The following is a 16,718-nucleotide window of genomic DNA, read 5'->3' on the forward strand; positions in this document are numbered from 1 at the left end:
AAAGTTACGAATATCCGCGAAGATTCTGCCCCACCCGCTTGCATATTCCGGAAGAATGTGTATCTTTGCGCTTGTTGACTCGGTGGAAAATGCGACAAGGCGCGGTTAAAAATGCGTCAAGGCGGAGTTGAAAACGCGCCAAGGCGGAGTTAAAAACGCGTCAAGGCGCATTTTTAACGACAATATAGCGTATTTTTAACGACACTATGGCGCGTTTTATTCCGAGTAAAAAAGATTGAATTAACCGATTATTTACCCTTTAAAACACATTACCGTTATGTCTTTCAAGTACAAGTTTGCCAAGAAGAGAAAGAACCCCACGAAACCGTTAGAAGGCGATGAATGGCACGCCATCCCCACCATCACCAACCGCCTGACGACCCGTTCCGTCTGCAAAGTCGTGACACGCAACACGACGACCGCCCCCACCGAAGCCGAATCGACGTTCAACCTCGTGTGCGACGGCATCGTCCACGAACTGCAGCAGGGCAACAGCGTCCAACTGGGCGAATTGGGCTGGCTGCGCCTCTCCTTCGGCAGCGAGGGGGTGGAAGACCTCACCCAGTTCGACGCCGCCACGATGATTAAGAACGTCAAAATCGTATTCACCCCGTCGAAGGCCCTTATGGCCGAAATCCGCAAAGACCTGGTGTTTGAAAACGCCGGCGTGGTCGAAGAAGGCTTCACCTTCCCCACCACCAAAGCCTACCTGGACTATAAGCAGACGGGACAGTTGCCCACCCCGGGCGGCAGCGGCACCGGCGGCAGCGACGACGACGACAGCGGCCAAGGCACCTTCGGCTGACCCCACAGGCGCCAAGCGGGACACTTTCAACGGGATGCAGGCCTTCCGCCCGCATCCCCTTTTTTTGCCCCGGCGGCGCGGATATTCGCCAGGATTTCCGTATCTTTGCGCGTTCAAAATCAAGACCATGAGCCAAGAAAACTTCCACATCCTCCTCTGGGCCATGTCGGCCACGGCCCTCGCCGTCTTCATCGCCCTCTACTTCGTCCGCGCCGGCTACGGCATCTTCCGCACCGCGCAATGGGGTCCCTCCGTGCCCAACCGCCTGGGCTGGCTGCTGATGGAAGCCCCCGTTTTCATCCTGATGTTCATCCTCTGGGCCCGCAGCGGCACCGGGTTCGCCATGCCCGCCTACCTGTTCTTCCTGCTGTTCCAGCTCCACTACCTGCAACGCTCCTTCATCTTCCCCCTGCTGCTGAAAGGCCGGAGCCGCATGCCCCTGTCCATCCTGCTGATGGGCGTCGTGTTCAACCTGCTCAACGGCGTGATGCAGGCCGGCGGCCTCTTCTGGTACCCCACCGTACCGCCCGACGCAGGCTGGAGCTACCTGCTCGAACCCCGCGCCATCGGCGGACTGCTGCTCTTCTTCACCGGCATGGGCATCAACCTGCACTCCGACCACGTCATCCGCCACCTCCGCCGCCCCGGCGACACACGCCACTACCTGCCCGCCCGCGGCCTCTACCGCTACGTCACCTCGGCCAACTACTTCGGCGAACTGGTCGAATGGACAGGCTTCGCCATCCTCACCGCCTCGCCCGCCGCCTGGGTCTTCGTCTGGTGGACAGCCGCCAACCTCGTGCCCCGCGCCCACGCCATCCACCAGAAGTACATAGAAGAGTTCGGCGCCCAGGCCGTCGGACGACGGAAACGAATCATACCCTACATATATTAATATAGAATGAAGAATGAAAAATGAAGAACTGCGCAGCCCCCATCGGAACGAAGCCGCGCCCCCCCATTCTTCATTTTCAATTTTTAATTTTCAATTCATCATGAGCAAACTATTCACCCCCGTCACCCTCGGCCCGCTGACCCTGCGCAACCGCACCATCCGCTCGGCCGCCTTCGAGAGCATGTGCCCCGGCAACAAGCCCTCGCAACAACTCCTCGACTACCACCGCTCCGTCGCCGCCGGCGGCGTGGGCATGACCACCGTAGCCTACGCAGCCGTCACCCGCAGCGGCCTCTCCTTCGACCGCCAACTCTGGATGCGCCCCGAGATAATCCCCGGCCTCCGCCAACTGACCGACGCCGTCCACGCCGAAGGCGCCGCCGCCGGCATCCAACTGGGCCACTGCGGAAACATGTCGCATCGCAGCATCTGCGGCTGCACACCCGTAGGCGCCTCCACCGGCTTCAACCTCTACTCACCCACCTTCGTGCGCGGCCTCCGCGCCGACGAGCTGCCCGAAATGGCCCGCGCCTACGGCCGCTCCGTCCGACTGGCCCGCGAAGCCGGGTTCGATGCCGTCGAGATACACGCCGGCCACGGCTACCTCATCAGCCAGTTTCTCTCCCCCGCCACCAACCACCGGCACGACCTCTTCGGCGGCTCGCTGGAGAACCGCATGCGCTTCATGGACATGGTGATGCAGGAAGTCATGCAAGCCGCCGGCACCGACATGGCCGTCATCGTCAAGATGAACATGCGCGACGGCTTCCGCGGCGGCATGGAGCTGGACGAGACCCTGCAAGTGGCCCATCGCCTGGAGCAGAGCGGCGCCCATGCCCTCGTGCTCAGCGGCGGCTTCGTCAGCAAAGCACCGATGTACGTCATGCGCGGCGAGATGCCCATACGCACCATGACCCACTACATGACCACGTGGTGGCTGAAATACGGCGTCCGCCTGGTGGGCAAATGGATGATACCCACCGTGCCCTTCCGGGAAGCCTATTTCCTGGACGACGCCCTGAAGTTCCGCAAAGAAATCAAGATGCCACTCATCTATGTGGGCGGGCTCGTCTCCCGCAGCAAGATAGACGAAGTGCTGGACCACGGCTTCGAGGCCGTACAGATGGCTCGCGCCCTGCTCAACGAGCCCGGCTTCGTCAACCGCATGAAGGCCGAAGAAGACGCGCGCTGCCAATGCCGCCACAGCAACTACTGCATCGCACGCATGTACACCATCGACATGGCCTGCCACCAGCACCTCAACGAACCGCTGCCCCCCTGCCTGCAAAAAGAAATCGAACAGATAGAAAAACGACAAGCCGCCCATGGAAAGCAATAAGAAGGAAAGCAGCCGGCAGAAACTGGCCGTCATCACCGGAGCCGACGGAGGCATGGGCACCGAAATCACCCGTGCCGTGGCCCAGGCGGGCTACCGCGTCATCATGGCCTCGTGCCGCAAGCAGAAGGCCGAAGCCGTGCGCCGCACCCTCCTGCACGACCACCGGGATTTACAGATAGAAGTACGCAAACTCGACCTGGCTTCTCTGGCATCGGTCGCCGAGTTCGCCAACATTCTCTTGGAGGAAAGTTACCCCATCACCTTGCTTATGAACTGTGCAGGCACGATGGAGACAGGCCTGCACATCACTGAAGACGGACTGGAGCGCACGGTCAGCGTCAACTACGTAGGCCCCTACCTGCTGACCCGCAAGCTGCTCCCGCTGATGCACGCCGGCAGCCGCGTGGTCAACATGGTGTCGTGCACCTACGCCATCGGCCATCTGGATTTCCCTGACTTCTTCACCCGCGGACGGCGGGGCGGCTTCTGGCGCATCCCCATTTACAGCAACACCAAGCTGGCGCTGACCCTCTTCACCATCGACCTGGCCGAGCGCGTCCGCGACCGGGGCATCGTGGTCAACGCGGCCGACCCGGGCATTGTCTCGACGGACATCATCACCATGCACATGTGGTTTGACCCGCTGACCGACCTGCTCTTCCGCCCCTTCATCCGCACGCCCCGCCAGGGTGCCGACACGGCCATCCGCCTGCTGCTGGACGAAGATGCCGGACAGCGCACGGGCACGTTCAACGTCAGCGGGCACGCCAAGCCTCTGTCGGAGAAATACACGCGCCATGTGCAGATGCAGGAGCTTTGGCAGCGCACGGAGAAGATTGTGGAACAATGGTTGTAGAATCCGTAATTCATATACCTATTCTTCCCGTGCCACTCCCTACCTTTGCCGGAAAAAGAAGGATATGACTATGACATTAGAACGTTTTCTGGATTATGTAAAGACAGGGCAAGCCCTGAGCAGTGACGAAATACACCAATTCATGGACGCCATGAGCGGCGAAGCACGGCGCATCACTTTCCGGCTGAACACAGCTTACTGCGAACCGGCCGAAGTGCGTGCGCTCCTGTCCGAATTGTTCGGCTATACCGTCCCCGAAACCTTTCGCGTCTTCCCGCCTTTCTACACCGACTTCGGCAAGAATATCCGGGTGAGCGAAAACGTCTTCATCAACGCCTGCTGCCATTTCCAGGACCACGGCGGAGTGACCTTGGGCGAGGGTTGCCAGATAGGCCACAACGTGGTCTTCGCCACCCTGAACCACGGCATAGAGCCTGAAGACCGCCTGCATACCTACCCTGCCCCTATCGTGTTGGGAAAAGGCGTGTGGGTAGGCTCCAACTCCACTATCCTGCAAGGCGTAACCATAGGTGACTATGCGATAGTGGCCGCCGGTGCCGTGGTGACGAAAGACGTGCCCGCCCGCACCGTAGTGGGTGGCGTCCCGGCCCGGGTCATCAAGCAATTCTGAAGCACCCGTCTCGTAACAGGCTGGTTGCCGGTGTCGCAACTAGTCGGTTGCCGGTGTCGCAACTAGCCGGTTGTTTGCCTAAAAAAGTGGAGGCCGCTCCGAACAGCTCGGGCAGCCTCCACATCTTCTTATTTATCAACGAGCCTTCCGGCCTGTCATCAGCACTTACCGCCGTTCCACGGCTTCAGTTGCTTGAAGAAATCGTTGCCTTTGTCGTCCACCAGGATGAAGGCGGGGAAGTCTACCACGTCAATCTTCCAGATGGCTTCCATGCCCAATTCCGGATATTCCACACATTCGATGCTCTTGATGCTGTTCATCGACAGTACGGCAGCCGGGCCGCCAATGCTGCCCAGGTAGAAACCGCCGTGCTTCTGGCAAGCATCCGTCACCACCTGCGTGCGGTTGCCCTTGGCAATCATCACCATCGAGCCGCCGTGGTCTTGGAACTCATCCACATAGGGGTCCATGCGGTTGGCCGTCGTCGGGCCCATCGAACCGCAAGGCATGCCCGCAGGCGTTTTGGCCGGACCGGCATAGAGCACGGGATGGTCTTTGAAATACTGCGGCAGGTCCTCGCCGGCATCCAAACGGGCTTTCAGCTTGGCGTGTGCAATGTCACGGGCCACGATGATGGTGCCGTTCAGGCTGACACGCGTGGCTACGGGATATTGTGACAGAATCTTGCAGATTTCGCTCATCGGCTGGTTCAGGTCGATGCGCACGGCACCTCCTTCGCCTGCGTTGCGCAGTTCGGCAGGAATCAGTTCGCCGGGATTGTCGTCCAGCTTCTCAATCCAGACGCCGTCCTTGTTGATTTTCGCCTTGATGTTGCGGTCGGCCGAACAGCTCACTCCCAAGCCGATGGGGCAAGAAGCACCGTGACGCGGCAGACGGATGACGCGGATGTCGTGGGCAAAATATTTGCCGCCAAACTGGGCGCCGAAACCAATCTTGTGGGCTTCTTCCAGCAGTTGCTTCTCCAGCTCCACGTCGCGGAAGGCACGTCCTGTCTCGTCGCCAGTCGTAGGCAGGTTGTCGTAGTAGTGCGTAGAGGCCAGTTTGACGGTCAGCAAGTTCTTTTCGGCCGAAGTACCGCCGATGACGAAAGCAATGTGATAGGGAGGACAAGCGGCCGTGCCCAGCGTCTTCATCTTCTCCACCAGGAAGGGCACCAGCGTACCCGGGTTCTGGATACGGGCTTTCGTCTCCTGATAGAAATAAGTCTTGTTGGCCGAGCCTCCGCCTTTCACCACGCAAAGGAACTTGTACTCGTCGCCTTCCGTAGCCTCGATGTCAATCTGGGCAGGCAGGTTGCAACGGGTGTTGACTTCTTCGTACATGGTGAGCGGTGCGTTCTGCGAGTAGCGCAGGTTCTCTTCCGTGTAGGTCTTGTAGACACCTTTCGACAGAGCCTCTTCGTCACAGAAACCGGTCCAGACCTGCTGGCCTTTTTCACCGTGGATGATAGCCGTGCCGGTGTCTTGGCAGAACGGGAGCTGGCCTTTGCTGGCCACCTCGGCATTGCGGAGGAAGGTCAGGGCCACGTACTTGTCGTTTTCACTGGCTTCGGGGTCGGTCAAAATCTTAGCCACCTGTTCGTTGTGCGAACGGCGTAACAGGAAGTTGACGTCGCGGAAAGCGGCATTGGCCAACATCGTCAGTGCTTCGGGGCTTACTTTCAGGATAGGTTTCCCCTCAAATTCGCTTACCGACACACCGTCTTTGGTGAGCAGGTAATACTCAGTGTCGTCTTTGCCCAACTGGAACATGGGCGCATACTTGAATTCTGGTGTTGCCATAATTACTATATGTTTTTAGAATCGATTGGTTGTTCGTATGCGCAAAGGTAAGAAGTATTATCGAAAATTCCTTTTTCCGAGGCCGCTTTTCTTACACAAAAGAACAGAAAAACGCCGGGACAGCTTTTGCAGAAACTGTCCCGGCGTCTCTCTTACTTCGTGGACCTGGAGGGAGTCGAACCCTCGTCCAAACGAGGAAATCATAAGCTTTCTACATGCTTATCTTTGCCTAAGTTTTCGTGCTGCGGCAGAACCAAAGCCATCAACCGCAACCTTATCCTCTAAAGATTTCGCCGACGCCGCGAGGCCGATGCCGACTATCTCCGATATGACTGCACCACTGAACCGGAATGCTTCGGAGCCACAGCTTCCGAGTGATGTCTCGTTCCAGCACCTGGTGCCGGAATTAAGCTCTAATCTACTGTACTTCGATTACGCAGCGAGAGCGTAGTTGTTTTCGCCAGATAAATTTTCGAGGACTGAGATTTAAGTGCCAGCCAACGAAGCACTGCATGCTTACCTACCATTTCTGCCCGCTGTCAAATCCAGTCAAGCCCATGAGTCGGTCGTCCGTAAAAGACGATGCGTTTTTGATTTTCACCGCAAAGGTACGCATTATTTTTGATTTTCCATCCCAAACGGCCCGGAAAATATCTCGTCCGCCCGGAGGAAGGAAGAAACGATTACCTGTCCCGGACAAGAACCGTGCCCGTTCCGAACAAGAGGCGCGCCCGTTCCGAACAAGAGCCAAGGCTTCTGTGTGGCGGAAAGAAAGATTTCCGGAGAGTTTTTCCGCAGATTTACGTACCTTTGTCCGCACGAACATTCAACTTGTAAAGATGAGAACACTGCCATTCCTTCTGCTTGCATGCTGCATGGGGGCATGCACTTCCCGCCCTTCGAGTGGCGGCGCTGACGGACTGACCCTGCTGGTGGGCACTTACACCAACGGGAACAGCCACGGTATCTACACCTTCCGTTTCAACGGGAACACGGGAGAAAGCCGCCTGCTGGACTCCATCGCCCTGCCCAATCCGTCGTTCCTGACCGTATCTGCCGACCTGAAACACGTCTATGCCGTCAGCGAGATGAACGACAGCAGTGCCATGCTCAACCTGCTGGCGTTCGACCCGGCCGGGGGAAAGCTGCGTTTGCTTGACCGCCATCCTACTTTCGGCACCGACCCCTGTCATGTAGCCACGGACGGGCACATGGTCCTGACGGCCAATTACAGCGGTGGAAGCATATCCGTATTCCCTTTGCATGCCGACGGCACAACGGCTCCTGCCGACACGCTGTTCCACGGCATGGCCAATGGCCTCGACAGCGTCCGGCAAAACGAGCCGCACGTGCACTGCACCGCCTTCTCGCCGGACGGGAGATATGTCTTTGCCACAGATTTCAGCGCCGACCGCCTGTTGCGGTTCGACGTGACAGAAAACGGCCTGAGCCCTTCGCCCGACTCCACCATCGTCTCCGTCAATCCCGATTCAGGCCCCCGGCACCTGACGTTCTCGCCGGACGGACGTCACGCCTACCTCATCGGCGAACTGTCCGGGTGCGTCACAGCCTTCGCCTACGAAGCCGGACGGCTGACCCCGATACAAACCATCGCAGCCGATACCACGGGAGCACGCGGCAGTGCCGACATACACGTCAGTCCGGACGGACAATTCCTCTATGCCAGCAACCGCTTGCAAAACGACGGCATAGCCATCTTCGCCATCCACCCGCAAAAAGGTACGCTGACGCCCGCAGGCTACCAACCGACAGGCAAACATCCTCGCAACTTCGGCATCACCCCCGACGGGAAATACCTGCTGGCTGCCTGCCGCGACGACAACGTCATCCAAGTGTACCGACGTGACAACCGGACGGGATTGCTGAACGACACACATCAAGACATACACGTAGACAAGCCCGTGTGCATCGTATTCGTTAATAAACCATAAACGGAAACACGTGCAAACAGGAAGTTGACTAACTTTGTCTTTATACAAGATATAAACCTAATAAACAAAAGACAATGAACCGAAAGAACAGTCTGATAGCCACAGCATTTCTCATGCTCACCGCCCTCCCGGCCGTGGCACAAACCGAAGTCACCATAGGCGTGATGCGCGGCAAAGACTACGGCGTCACCTACATGCTGCCCAAAACCGAAATCATCTTCAGCCTGGAAGTGACCAAGCACACCTATACTCCCGGCAAGCTTTGCCAATACGCCGGACAATACCTGCAACTGAACGACATATCGGGCACGAAAACCGAATATTGGACACTGGACAACATACAAATGCAAACCGCAGGCGTGCCGGACAAAGACAACGTCTACTTCGTGAAACTGAAAGACAAAACCGTCGCTCCCCTGATGGAACTGACGGAAGACGGCATCGTACGCTCCATCAACAGACCCCTCAGCGGCAAAAAAAACCAACAGGCCGAAGAACCCGTACCCAACAAGAAAAAACAGTTGCCCGACCCTAAACGCTTCCTGACTGAAGAAATGCTGCTGGCCAACTCCACCGCCAAACAGGCAGAACTGATAGCCAAAGAAATCTACAACATACGGGAAAGCCGCAATGCACTGCTGCGCGGCGAGGCGGAAAACACACCGCAAGACGGAGAACAACTGAAACTGATGCTGGACAACCTGGAGCTGCAAGAACGCTCGCTGGCAGAAATGTTCACCGGACATACGGTCGAAGAGACCAAGACCATCCACATCAAAACAACTCCCGAAGAAATGAAAGACAAAGTCATCTTCCGCTTCTCGCGCAAACTGGGGCTGCTGGATTGGGACGACCTGGCCGGAGAACCTTATTACCTCGACATCACCAACCTGAACCCGCTGCCAGAACCCGTCGTCGAACCTGAAGGAAAGAAAAAGAAGAAAGAAGAAAGCCTGGAAGGCATCGCATACAGAGTTCCAGGCCGCGCACGAATCATCCTGCGCCAAGGCAACAACACCCTGCTGAAGACAGAAGTGCCCGTCACCCAATTCGGAACCATCGAATACCTGGCACCCGTGCTGTTCAATAAAAACTCCACCATCCAGGTACTGTTCGATACCACCACAGGCGGACTGATAAAAGTAGAACGATAGCCAACAAAAAAAAGAAAAAGCTAAAGAGGCACATTACGCGTCCCAAATCCCTCTTGAGAACGCTCATGTGCCTCTTAAAAAAACAAACCTTCCCCCGCCCGTCAGGCCGGAAGAGCAAGCAGACGGATAAAGCCGTCTCTCTGCAACTGCATCAGATAAGTAGTGACACGGGAAGCATAACCCGCCTCTCCCCCAAAATGTTCCGACAGCAACCACACGATTTCACTCACCCTACGCCGGCCGTCTATCAGATTCCAGACAGCCGTCCCATGCTCTTCCAAACGGACACGGATAAAGGGTGACATCCCCTTGGGCAAGAAAAAACGGCGCACCCATGCCCGCTTGAAACGAGGGTAAGCCAAAACAGCACACTCACCCTCCCACTCCGTCACCACATGCGCACTACGCACAGGAACAGCGTCAAGCAGATTATATTTCGCAGAACGACTCATCTCACCCGCAGGACATCTGCCAACTCAATGAATATTAGGTTCTTCCAACTGATAGCCATACTTCTTGTCGGCCCGTTTCAGCAGGAAAGCCACCAGAAGCGACAAACAGGCAATGCCCGTGAAGATACACATAGGAATGGTATAATCATAGATATTCCCCCCTTTCTCATCCTGGCCTACGATGCAATACACATCGAGCACCTTGCCTATCAGCGTAGGGATTCCCCACAGCCCAATGTTCTGTATAAAGAAAATCAACGAATAAGCCGTCCCCAGTTGGTTCAAAGGGAATATCTTGGCCACAGCCGGCCACATGGCCGAAGGAACCAACGAAAAGGCAATGCCCAAAACTATCATCAACACAATAGCCACCAGCCAATAGCTGATGCCCGGCAAAGCATAGATGAAGTGCACCCCTATCAGCATGGCCGACCCCAGCAACATAATGGAAGCGGCCTTACCGCGCTTGTCGATATACCCTCCGAAAATAGGAGTCAGAAACAGAGCACCCAAAGCAGGCAGACCGGCTATGGTACCGGCCACATTCTCATTGATGCCATACTTCAGCACCATGAACTCGGAAGCGAACTTCTGGAAAGGGAACACACAGGAATAGAAAAACACACACAGCAAAGCTATCAGCCAGAAACCCGGATTGCACAAGATGTTTTTTACATCTTTAAAGGAGAATTTCTCCGCCGGGTCTGCTTCTCCGGAAGCCACAGCTTCGGCCTCCAGTTGCTTGTCAAGCTTCCGGTCCATGATTGCGAAGACAAAGAAAGCAATCAATCCGCCCACCAACAACAGCAATCCCACCATAACCGGCGTCGTGATTTGGAAAGCACGTGCCAAAGGTATGGCCACAGCATATCCGGCCTGCGAACCGATGCGGGCCAAAGCCACTTGCAGTCCCATAGCCGTAGCCAGTTCCTTTCCATGAAACCACTTAGCAATAATCTTGGTCACCGTAATGCCGGCCACCTCAGCACCTACTCCAAAAATGGAATACCCCAAGAAAGCGGTGAACACACCTATTTGATAGCCAAACATCTCAGAACAGCCGAACAATTCAGCCTCCGGTCCCACCAGACCGGTCATGGCGTAATACTCAAGAGCCGTACCAACCACCATCAGTATAGCAGCCAGTTTGCCCGTAAAGCGGATGCCGAAACGGTCCAGAATCAAGCCGCCCCAAATCAGCATTAAAAAGAATACATTCAAGAAACTATAACCGCCCGTATAGAAACCGTAATCGGAGCTTGACCACCCCAACTCTACTTCCAGCATCGACTTCAACGGCGCAACCACATCGTTCACATAATACGCAGCCATCATGGTAAAAGCCACAATGGCCAGCGCTCCCCAACGAGTAGCTTTCGAATCATTCAACTTTTGTTTCAATTGTTCTGTCATTTTCTTCTATACTTAAAAATTTGCATATACAACAAAAGGGTTGATGCCAACACCGACATCAACCCTCTCTATTTTTTCAACCAAAGACAACACGCCTTCGTCTTAATTAGCAGCATTGGAATCTGCCGGTGCGGCTGTCTCTGCCGGCACTTCAGTCTGAGGTGCATTCGTGCCCAGAGGCATGTTATAAGGATTCGTGCTCTCTTCTTGTTGGGCCTGCTCCAAAATGACATCTCCTTTTTGCGGCCCCGTAGGCAATACATAAGCAGAGGCAATGCTTATCACTACCATGAAAGCAGCCAGTCCCCAAGTAGTCTTCTCCAAGAAATCGGTAGTCTTGCGCACGCCCATAATCTGATTGGACGAAGAAAAACTCGAAGCCAGACCTCCCCCTTTGGAGTTTTGAATCAATACGATGAAGCACATCAGCACTGCTGCAATCAGCATTAAGATAACTAATAATACGTACATTTTTGTTATTTTGATTTAGCGTTAATAATCAATTTCTCCAAGAATCTGATTTGGTCTGCAAAGTAAGCGTTTTTTTTTGGATAATTCAAACTTAACTTTTTAATAATTTCAAGAGCCTTTTCATATCTGTGCTGTTTAATATAGATTTTAGCCAATGTTTCCGTAAAATAGCTCTCGTCTAAGGCTTCATCCGAATCTTCTCCAGCCACCCAACCAGGTCCGGATACCTTCTCGTCCTTTGCATTTTCTTTCATTTCGGAAAAGCCTTCTGCCTTTTGCTGAATAAAGTCATCTATCAATTCATGCCCGCGCAACTGTGGCACTTCTGTGTCCGCACCTTCTGCAGCCGCATCGGCATCTTCTTGCAACAAATAAGCAGTATAATCCACTGTATAATCCAAATCCATTGGCTGTTGCACAGTCCTCTGCTCCTCTGGCGAGTTAGCCAGAAATGCATCTATCAGAGCCAATGTCCGGTCGACGCTTGGCTCCTCCATCTTATCTGACAGGGTCGAGGCAGATGTGCGCGAGTGTAACGCATAACTTTCTCCTGCTGTCAAATGAAACAATATCCGGCGGTCGGCAACACATAACGCAGCCTTACGCAATTCTTCACCCCAGCTTGCATCGTGCAGCAGATAAAGATTCTTCAAGTATAACAAACGTGCTGACTGGAAATAAGGATAACGGTCTACAAGTTCACGCAATCCCGACAGCGTCTCCTTATTCAACAGCTCCGGATGTTCCATCCATTGTTGCAAAAGAACCAAAGCCATTACCAGTTTGCTACCGTCGAGTTAAAAATCTGTTCCGTAATATCTTTTACCATCAACGTAATCAGTTCGTCCTGCACAGCCGTCAACAACTGATTAGCTTCATAGGTCTGGAAAGCCGAAAACTGTTGTTCAAAGTCTTCCTCGTGGTTAGTATTATTAACATAACGCACATTGACGGTCAGCGTCAGCTTCACTTCCGAAGAATATCCGCTGGCATCTACTCCCTGGTTGTACTGATTGTAGCCTGTGATTTCACCGTCCAGTTCCAGGTCTCCTCCCGAATTGACCAATTGCAGGCGAGTCTGTTGGATGAACATATCCTTCAGGCGTTGGTTGAACTCGATAGCCAAAGGTGCATAAACATACTCCGCATGATTCTGGAACTCTGCTATGGAGATAGTCTTCACTTTCGAATAATCAATAGAGCTGATGGGCGCAAGGCCAATCTGCACCTTACACGAAGTCACCAGAAAAGGCAACATCCCTAAAGCGACAACCGGTATTATTATCTTTTTAATCCAAACCATATTCTTTAATCTTTCTGTACAACGTACGCTCGGATATATTCAAGTCCTGAGCAGCATTTTTGCGCTTCCCATGATGTTTCTCAAGCGCTTTTCGTATCATTTCTTTCTCTACGTCATCCAGTGACAAGGATTCTTCCACGTATTCTTCCGTATCCTGGATATCATCGTCTTCGGCAGGCGAAGGCTTGGCAGGCTGCCGTATGATGGTGGGTACATTTGCTTCCAACGAGGGGGGAACGACAGTGGGAGAAGGGGTGTAATAAGCCGATTTGCTGTTCACACCCGCGGAGGCTTCCCGTTCGGCCATGATGCTGTGCACCAGTTTCTTCAGTTCTGTCACATCTTGCCGCATATCAAACAAGACTTGATACAGGATTTCCCGTTCACTTTCAAAGCTTTTCTCACGTTTTCCCGACAGAGCCGGCAAATGCTGCTCTTGTTCGGGCAGGTAGTTTTTCAGAATAGCTGCTGTGATATCCCGGTTGGTCTCTATGATGGAAATTTGTTCTGTAATGTTCTTCAACTGACGCACATTACCCGGCCATGTATAGGACAGGAGCATCTGTTTGGCATCGTCTGTCAACTGAATGGCCGGCATGTGGTATTTCTCTGCAAAGTCGGAAGCAAACTTACGGAACAGCAGGACGACGTCTTCGCCACGTTCACGCAGGGGAGGAATCTGGATAGGCACTGTGTTCAACCGATAATACAAATCTTCCCTGAAACGCCCTTCAGCAATAGCTTGCCTTAAGTTGACATTGGTAGCGGCTACAATACGTACATCGGTCTTCTCTACTTTGGACGAACCGACCTTGATAAATTCGCCACTCTCCAGCACACGAAGCAGGCGGGCCTGCGTAGGCAACGGCAACTCACCGACTTCATCCAAGAAGATGGTCCCCCCGTTGGCCTCGCCGAAATAGCCTTTACGCTCGCCGATAGCTCCGGTGAAAGCTCCTTTTTCGTGTCCAAATAGTTCAGAGTCTATGGTCCCCTCCGGGATGGCTCCGCAGTTGACAGCGATGTATTGCCCATGTTTACGCCGGCTGTATTGGTGGATGATTTGGGGAAAACTTTCCTTACCCACACCACTTTCACCGGTAATCAACACGGACAAATCTGTCGGAGCTACCTGAATGGCAATGTCTATGGCACGCATCAGGCTTTCGTTGTTGCCGATGATGCCAAATCGCAATTTGACCTGTTGTATTTCAGCTTTTGTCATAGTTATCAGTCTTTTTCCGCGTCAAGTTTCAGCTTGTCACTGTCATCCCGCTTCTCATAATACTGTTTACGCAGCGGATTGGAAGAAGCGGCTTTCTCGCGTTGCCTGTTACGGAAGACATCGATAGCCACGTATATAGCCTGACGGAACGAGTCTTCCGAAGCTATGCCTTTACCGGCTATATCGTAAGCAGTCCCATGTGCCGGCGAGGTGCGGACCACGGGCAAACCGGCGGTGAAATTCACACCGGCATCCATAGCCAATGCTTTGAACGGAGCGAGCCCTTGGTCATGGTACATGGCCAGGATGCCATCAAAATGGATGAAGTTGCCCGAGCCCATAAAGCCATCGGCCGGATAAGGGCCATAGCACAACACACCCTGAGCGTTCATCTCCTTTAAGGCGGGAATGATGATTTCTTCTTCCTCCGTGCCCAGCAGACCGCCGTCTCCCGCATGGGGATTCAGCGAGAAGACGGCAATGCGGGGGGCACTGATGCCGAAATCTTGCTTCAGAGAACGGTTGAATATGGTCAGCTTCTCTTTTATCAGGTCTTTGGTAAGCGTGGGAGCTATTTGGCTGACTGGGATGTGGCCCGTCACCAAAGCAACCCGGAAATCGTCTTTCATCAATATCATCAAAGCTTTCCCGCCGTCTCCTAACCGCTGCTCGATGTATTCCGTATGGCCCGGGAAGGCAAATTGCTCTGAATGGATGGTGTGTTTGTTGATAGGAGCTGTGACGATGACATCCACCAGACCATTCCGATATTCTTCTATCGCTTTTTCCAGCGCATCCAGGGCTGCTTTCCCTGCTTCCGCATCGGCTTTCGAAAATTCTACTTTTACTTCATCGTTCGTGCAATTGACCACATTCAGCCGCCCATCGGCAGCTTCGGTTGCAGAAGACACGATGCTGAAGTTGGTCGACAAGTCAAGCGACTTGCGGTGGTAAGCAGCAACCTTGGGGGAACCGTAGACAATCGGGGTACACAGGTCGAACATGAGCGGATCTGCAAATGTCTTCAGAATGACTTCATATCCGACTCCGTTTATATCGCCTTGTGTTATTCCTATTCTTATTTTATTCTCTTCCATCTCCACTTATTTTAGTTGTTGTAACATCATTTTCCTCACCTGGCAAGCGCTGTACATAGGAGCTGCACAACGGCTTTCCCTGGTCATTGCTTCGTCTTTATTCTGACAAAACTACGAAGAATGTGGTATATCTGCCACTATGAGGTGATAATTTATATTAAATTCTTCCTTTTTCCTCCATTTTGGCCGTAGACAACATGCCGCACGCAGCAAATATATCTTCTCCTCGCGAGGCACGTATGGTGGTGAACAGTCCATGCGAAGTCAGGTAGTCGCGGAATGTGGTCATCGCCTCCATGCTGCACCCTTCCAGGTCGACGCCCGGTATGGCATGGAAACGAATCAGATTGACGCGGCAGTCAAGGCCGCGCAACAGTTTCAGCAGTTCCTTGGCATGGGCCATCGAATCGTTGACACCTTTGAACAGGATGTATTCAAACGACAAGCGGCGTTGCTTGCTGAAATCGTAGTTGCGCAGTTCGTCCACCAGGTCGACGATAGAAAAGGCCTTTTCGGCCGGCATCAGCCCGGCACGCTGTTGCGGCAGGGGGGAATGTAGGCTGACAGCCAGATGGCAATCGGTCTCCAGCAGAAAACGGCGCAGGTTCTTGCGCAGCCCCACTGTCGACAAGGTGATGCGCTTGGGACTCCACGCAAAGCCGTAAGGGGCTGTCATAATCTCCAAGGCTTTCTGCACGGCGTCCCAGTTGTCCAAGGGCTCTCCCATGCCCATCATGACGACATTGGTCAGGCGTTCACATTCGGGCAAGGAAACAATCTGGTTAATGATTTGTCCGGCTGTCAGATTCATGGAGAAACCTTGCTTGCCTGTCATGCAGAACTTGCAGTGCATCTTACAGCCCACTTGCGAGGAGACACAGAGCGTGGCGCGGTCATCGTCCGGGATATAGACCGACTCGACGAAATGGTTTTCTCCCACTCCGTAGAGATATTTCACGGTGCCATCCACCGAACGCATGGCATCAACCGGAGCTGCCGCCCCCACGTCAAAGCGCTCTTTCAGCAAAGAGCGCGATTTCAACGACAGGTTGGTCATCTCGTCAATCGAGGTCACTCTCTTGACATAAAGCCACGACGCGATTTGCCCGGCGGAAAAGCTTGGCATGCCCAGTTCCTTCACCAATGCCTGCAATTCGGCAAGCGTCAAACCTAAAAGGGATTGTTTCTGCATGTTCGTCCGATATTTCCTGTTATAACAAGATGCAAAGGTAGGAATAAAGATAGAAATTCCGGCCACTCCGGGACGAAAATCTCCCCTGTTTCTTCCGGACAAAAGACGTGGCCGTTCCGAACAAGAAACAC

At 53.8% G+C, this 16,718-nt stretch carries 16 protein-coding genes and 1 other RNA gene; 7 read left to right on the top strand and 10 right to left on the bottom strand.

What is annotated here, in order from left to right; all coding sequences use genetic code 11:
- The first annotated feature begins 277 nt into the window (after positions 1–277).
- From M3090_RS05710 to M3090_RS05730, 5 genes are all read left to right on the top strand, one after another.
- Positions 278–805 carry a DNA-binding protein gene (locus tag M3090_RS05710; RefSeq protein ID WP_249054483.1) on the top strand — a complete coding sequence of 176 codons (528 nt, stop codon included), beginning with the start codon at positions 278–280 and terminating at the stop codon, positions 803–805.
- Between the two features lie 127 nt (positions 806–932).
- Entirely contained in the window at positions 933–1,700 is a 768-nt protein-coding gene (locus M3090_RS05715; RefSeq protein WP_249054484.1) for a DUF1295 domain-containing protein, read from the top strand.
- A 97-nt stretch (positions 1,701–1,797) separates the two neighbouring features.
- Positions 1,798–3,039, top strand: a complete 1,242-nt coding sequence (locus M3090_RS05720) for an NADH:flavin oxidoreductase (RefSeq protein WP_249054588.1) — start codon at positions 1,798–1,800, stop codon at positions 3,037–3,039.
- Positions 3,026–3,895, top strand: a complete 870-nt coding sequence (locus tag M3090_RS05725) for an SDR family oxidoreductase (RefSeq protein WP_249054486.1) — start codon at positions 3,026–3,028, stop codon at positions 3,893–3,895. The genes M3090_RS05720 and M3090_RS05725 overlap by 14 nt, the downstream gene beginning before the upstream one ends.
- 70 nt (positions 3,896–3,965) lie before the next feature.
- The gene (locus M3090_RS05730; protein WP_249054589.1) at positions 3,966–4,526 is read left to right on the top strand and encodes a sugar O-acetyltransferase; all 561 of its coding nucleotides are present in this window, start codon (positions 3,966–3,968) and stop codon (positions 4,524–4,526) included.
- Positions 4,527–4,684: 158 nt separating this feature from the next.
- On the opposite strand, the gene M3090_RS05735 is transcribed toward M3090_RS05730, so the two are convergent.
- Positions 4,685–6,331: a fumarate hydratase gene (locus M3090_RS05735; RefSeq protein WP_317239144.1), complete on the bottom strand. Its 1,647-nt coding sequence runs from the start codon at positions 6,329–6,331 to the stop codon at positions 4,685–4,687.
- A 154-nt stretch (positions 6,332–6,485) separates the two neighbouring features.
- Positions 6,486–6,885, bottom strand: a transfer-messenger RNA (tmRNA) gene (gene ssrA / locus M3090_RS05740).
- Positions 6,886–7,167: 282 nt separating this feature from the next.
- Here ssrA and M3090_RS05745 point away from each other — a divergent pair.
- Both M3090_RS05745 and M3090_RS05750 read left to right on the top strand, forming a co-directional pair.
- Entirely contained in the window at positions 7,168–8,280 is a 1,113-nt protein-coding gene (locus tag M3090_RS05745; protein WP_249054488.1) for a lactonase family protein, read from the top strand.
- A 74-nt stretch (positions 8,281–8,354) separates the two neighbouring features.
- Positions 8,355–9,434, top strand: a complete 1,080-nt coding sequence (locus tag M3090_RS05750; protein ID WP_249054489.1) for a DUF4831 family protein — start codon at positions 8,355–8,357, stop codon at positions 9,432–9,434.
- Positions 9,435–9,535: 101 nt separating this feature from the next.
- On the opposite strand, the gene M3090_RS05755 is transcribed toward M3090_RS05750, so the two are convergent.
- The 8 genes from M3090_RS05755 to rlmN all read right to left on the bottom strand — a co-directional run bounded on the left by M3090_RS05755 (position 9,536) and on the right by rlmN (position 16,587).
- Positions 9,536–9,886, bottom strand: a complete 351-nt coding sequence (locus M3090_RS05755; RefSeq protein WP_249054491.1) for a PqqD family protein — start codon at positions 9,884–9,886, stop codon at positions 9,536–9,538.
- Between the two features lie 24 nt (positions 9,887–9,910).
- On the bottom strand, positions 9,911–11,299 hold the full coding sequence (locus M3090_RS05760) for an MFS transporter (protein ID WP_249054492.1): 1,389 nt from the start codon (positions 11,297–11,299) through the stop codon (positions 9,911–9,913).
- Between the two features lie 102 nt (positions 11,300–11,401).
- Positions 11,402–11,770 carry a preprotein translocase subunit SecG gene (gene secG, locus M3090_RS05765; protein WP_249054493.1) on the bottom strand — a complete coding sequence of 123 codons (369 nt, stop codon included), beginning with the start codon at positions 11,768–11,770 and terminating at the stop codon, positions 11,402–11,404.
- A gap of 5 nt (positions 11,771–11,775) precedes the next feature.
- Complete coding sequence (locus M3090_RS05770; protein WP_249054494.1) at positions 11,776–12,546, bottom strand: tetratricopeptide repeat protein; 771 nt, start codon at positions 12,544–12,546, stop codon at positions 11,776–11,778.
- The gene (locus M3090_RS05775; RefSeq protein ID WP_249054495.1) at positions 12,546–13,073 is read right to left on the bottom strand and encodes an LptE family protein; all 528 of its coding nucleotides are present in this window, start codon (positions 13,071–13,073) and stop codon (positions 12,546–12,548) included. Before M3090_RS05775 ends, M3090_RS05770 begins: the two co-directional genes overlap by 1 nt.
- The gene (locus M3090_RS05780) at positions 13,060–14,298 is read right to left on the bottom strand and encodes a sigma-54 interaction domain-containing protein (protein ID WP_249054497.1); all 1,239 of its coding nucleotides are present in this window, start codon (positions 14,296–14,298) and stop codon (positions 13,060–13,062) included. The genes M3090_RS05775 and M3090_RS05780 overlap by 14 nt, the downstream gene beginning before the upstream one ends.
- Positions 14,299–14,303: 5 nt before the next feature.
- Positions 14,304–15,395, bottom strand: a complete 1,092-nt coding sequence (gene pdxA, locus M3090_RS05785) for a 4-hydroxythreonine-4-phosphate dehydrogenase PdxA (RefSeq protein WP_249054498.1) — start codon at positions 15,393–15,395, stop codon at positions 14,304–14,306.
- A 157-nt stretch (positions 15,396–15,552) separates the two neighbouring features.
- The gene (gene rlmN, locus M3090_RS05790) at positions 15,553–16,587 is read right to left on the bottom strand and encodes a 23S rRNA (adenine(2503)-C(2))-methyltransferase RlmN (RefSeq protein ID WP_249054499.1); all 1,035 of its coding nucleotides are present in this window, start codon (positions 16,585–16,587) and stop codon (positions 15,553–15,555) included.
- Positions 16,588–16,718 lie beyond the last annotated feature (131 nt).

It is taken from the genome of Bacteroides sp. ET71 (assembly GCF_023336905.1).
GTDB lineage: Bacteria > Bacteroidota > Bacteroidia > Bacteroidales > Bacteroidaceae > Bacteroides.

Coding starts and splice junctions, on each gene's coding strand:
- M3090_RS05710 (WP_249054483.1), top strand. CDS start 278: ATGTCTTTCAAGTACAAGTTTGCCAAGAAGAGAAAGAACCCCACGAAA.
- M3090_RS05715 (WP_249054484.1), top strand. CDS start 933: ATGAGCCAAGAAAACTTCCACATCCTCCTCTGGGCCATGTCGGCCACG.
- M3090_RS05725 (WP_249054486.1), top strand. CDS start 3,026: ATGGAAAGCAATAAGAAGGAAAGCAGCCGGCAGAAACTGGCCGTCATC.
- M3090_RS05730 (WP_249054589.1), top strand. CDS start 3,966: ATGACATTAGAACGTTTTCTGGATTATGTAAAGACAGGGCAAGCCCTG.
- M3090_RS05745 (WP_249054488.1), top strand. CDS start 7,168: ATGAGAACACTGCCATTCCTTCTGCTTGCATGCTGCATGGGGGCATGC.
- M3090_RS05750 (WP_249054489.1), top strand. CDS start 8,355: ATGAACCGAAAGAACAGTCTGATAGCCACAGCATTTCTCATGCTCACC.
- M3090_RS05755 (WP_249054491.1), bottom strand. CDS start 9,886: ATGAGTCGTTCTGCGAAATATAATCTGCTTGACGCTGTTCCTGTGCGT.
- M3090_RS05760 (WP_249054492.1), bottom strand. CDS start 11,299: ATGACAGAACAATTGAAACAAAAGTTGAATGATTCGAAAGCTACTCGT.
- secG (WP_249054493.1), bottom strand. CDS start 11,770: ATGTACGTATTATTAGTTATCTTAATGCTGATTGCAGCAGTGCTGATG.
- M3090_RS05770 (WP_249054494.1), bottom strand. CDS start 12,546: ATGGCTTTGGTTCTTTTGCAACAATGGATGGAACATCCGGAGCTGTTG.
- M3090_RS05775 (WP_249054495.1), bottom strand. CDS start 13,073: ATGGTTTGGATTAAAAAGATAATAATACCGGTTGTCGCTTTAGGGATG.
- M3090_RS05780 (WP_249054497.1), bottom strand. CDS start 14,298: ATGACAAAAGCTGAAATACAACAGGTCAAATTGCGATTTGGCATCATC.
- pdxA (WP_249054498.1), bottom strand. CDS start 15,395: ATGGAAGAGAATAAAATAAGAATAGGAATAACACAAGGCGATATAAAC.
- rlmN (WP_249054499.1), bottom strand. CDS start 16,587: ATGCAGAAACAATCCCTTTTAGGTTTGACGCTTGCCGAATTGCAGGCA.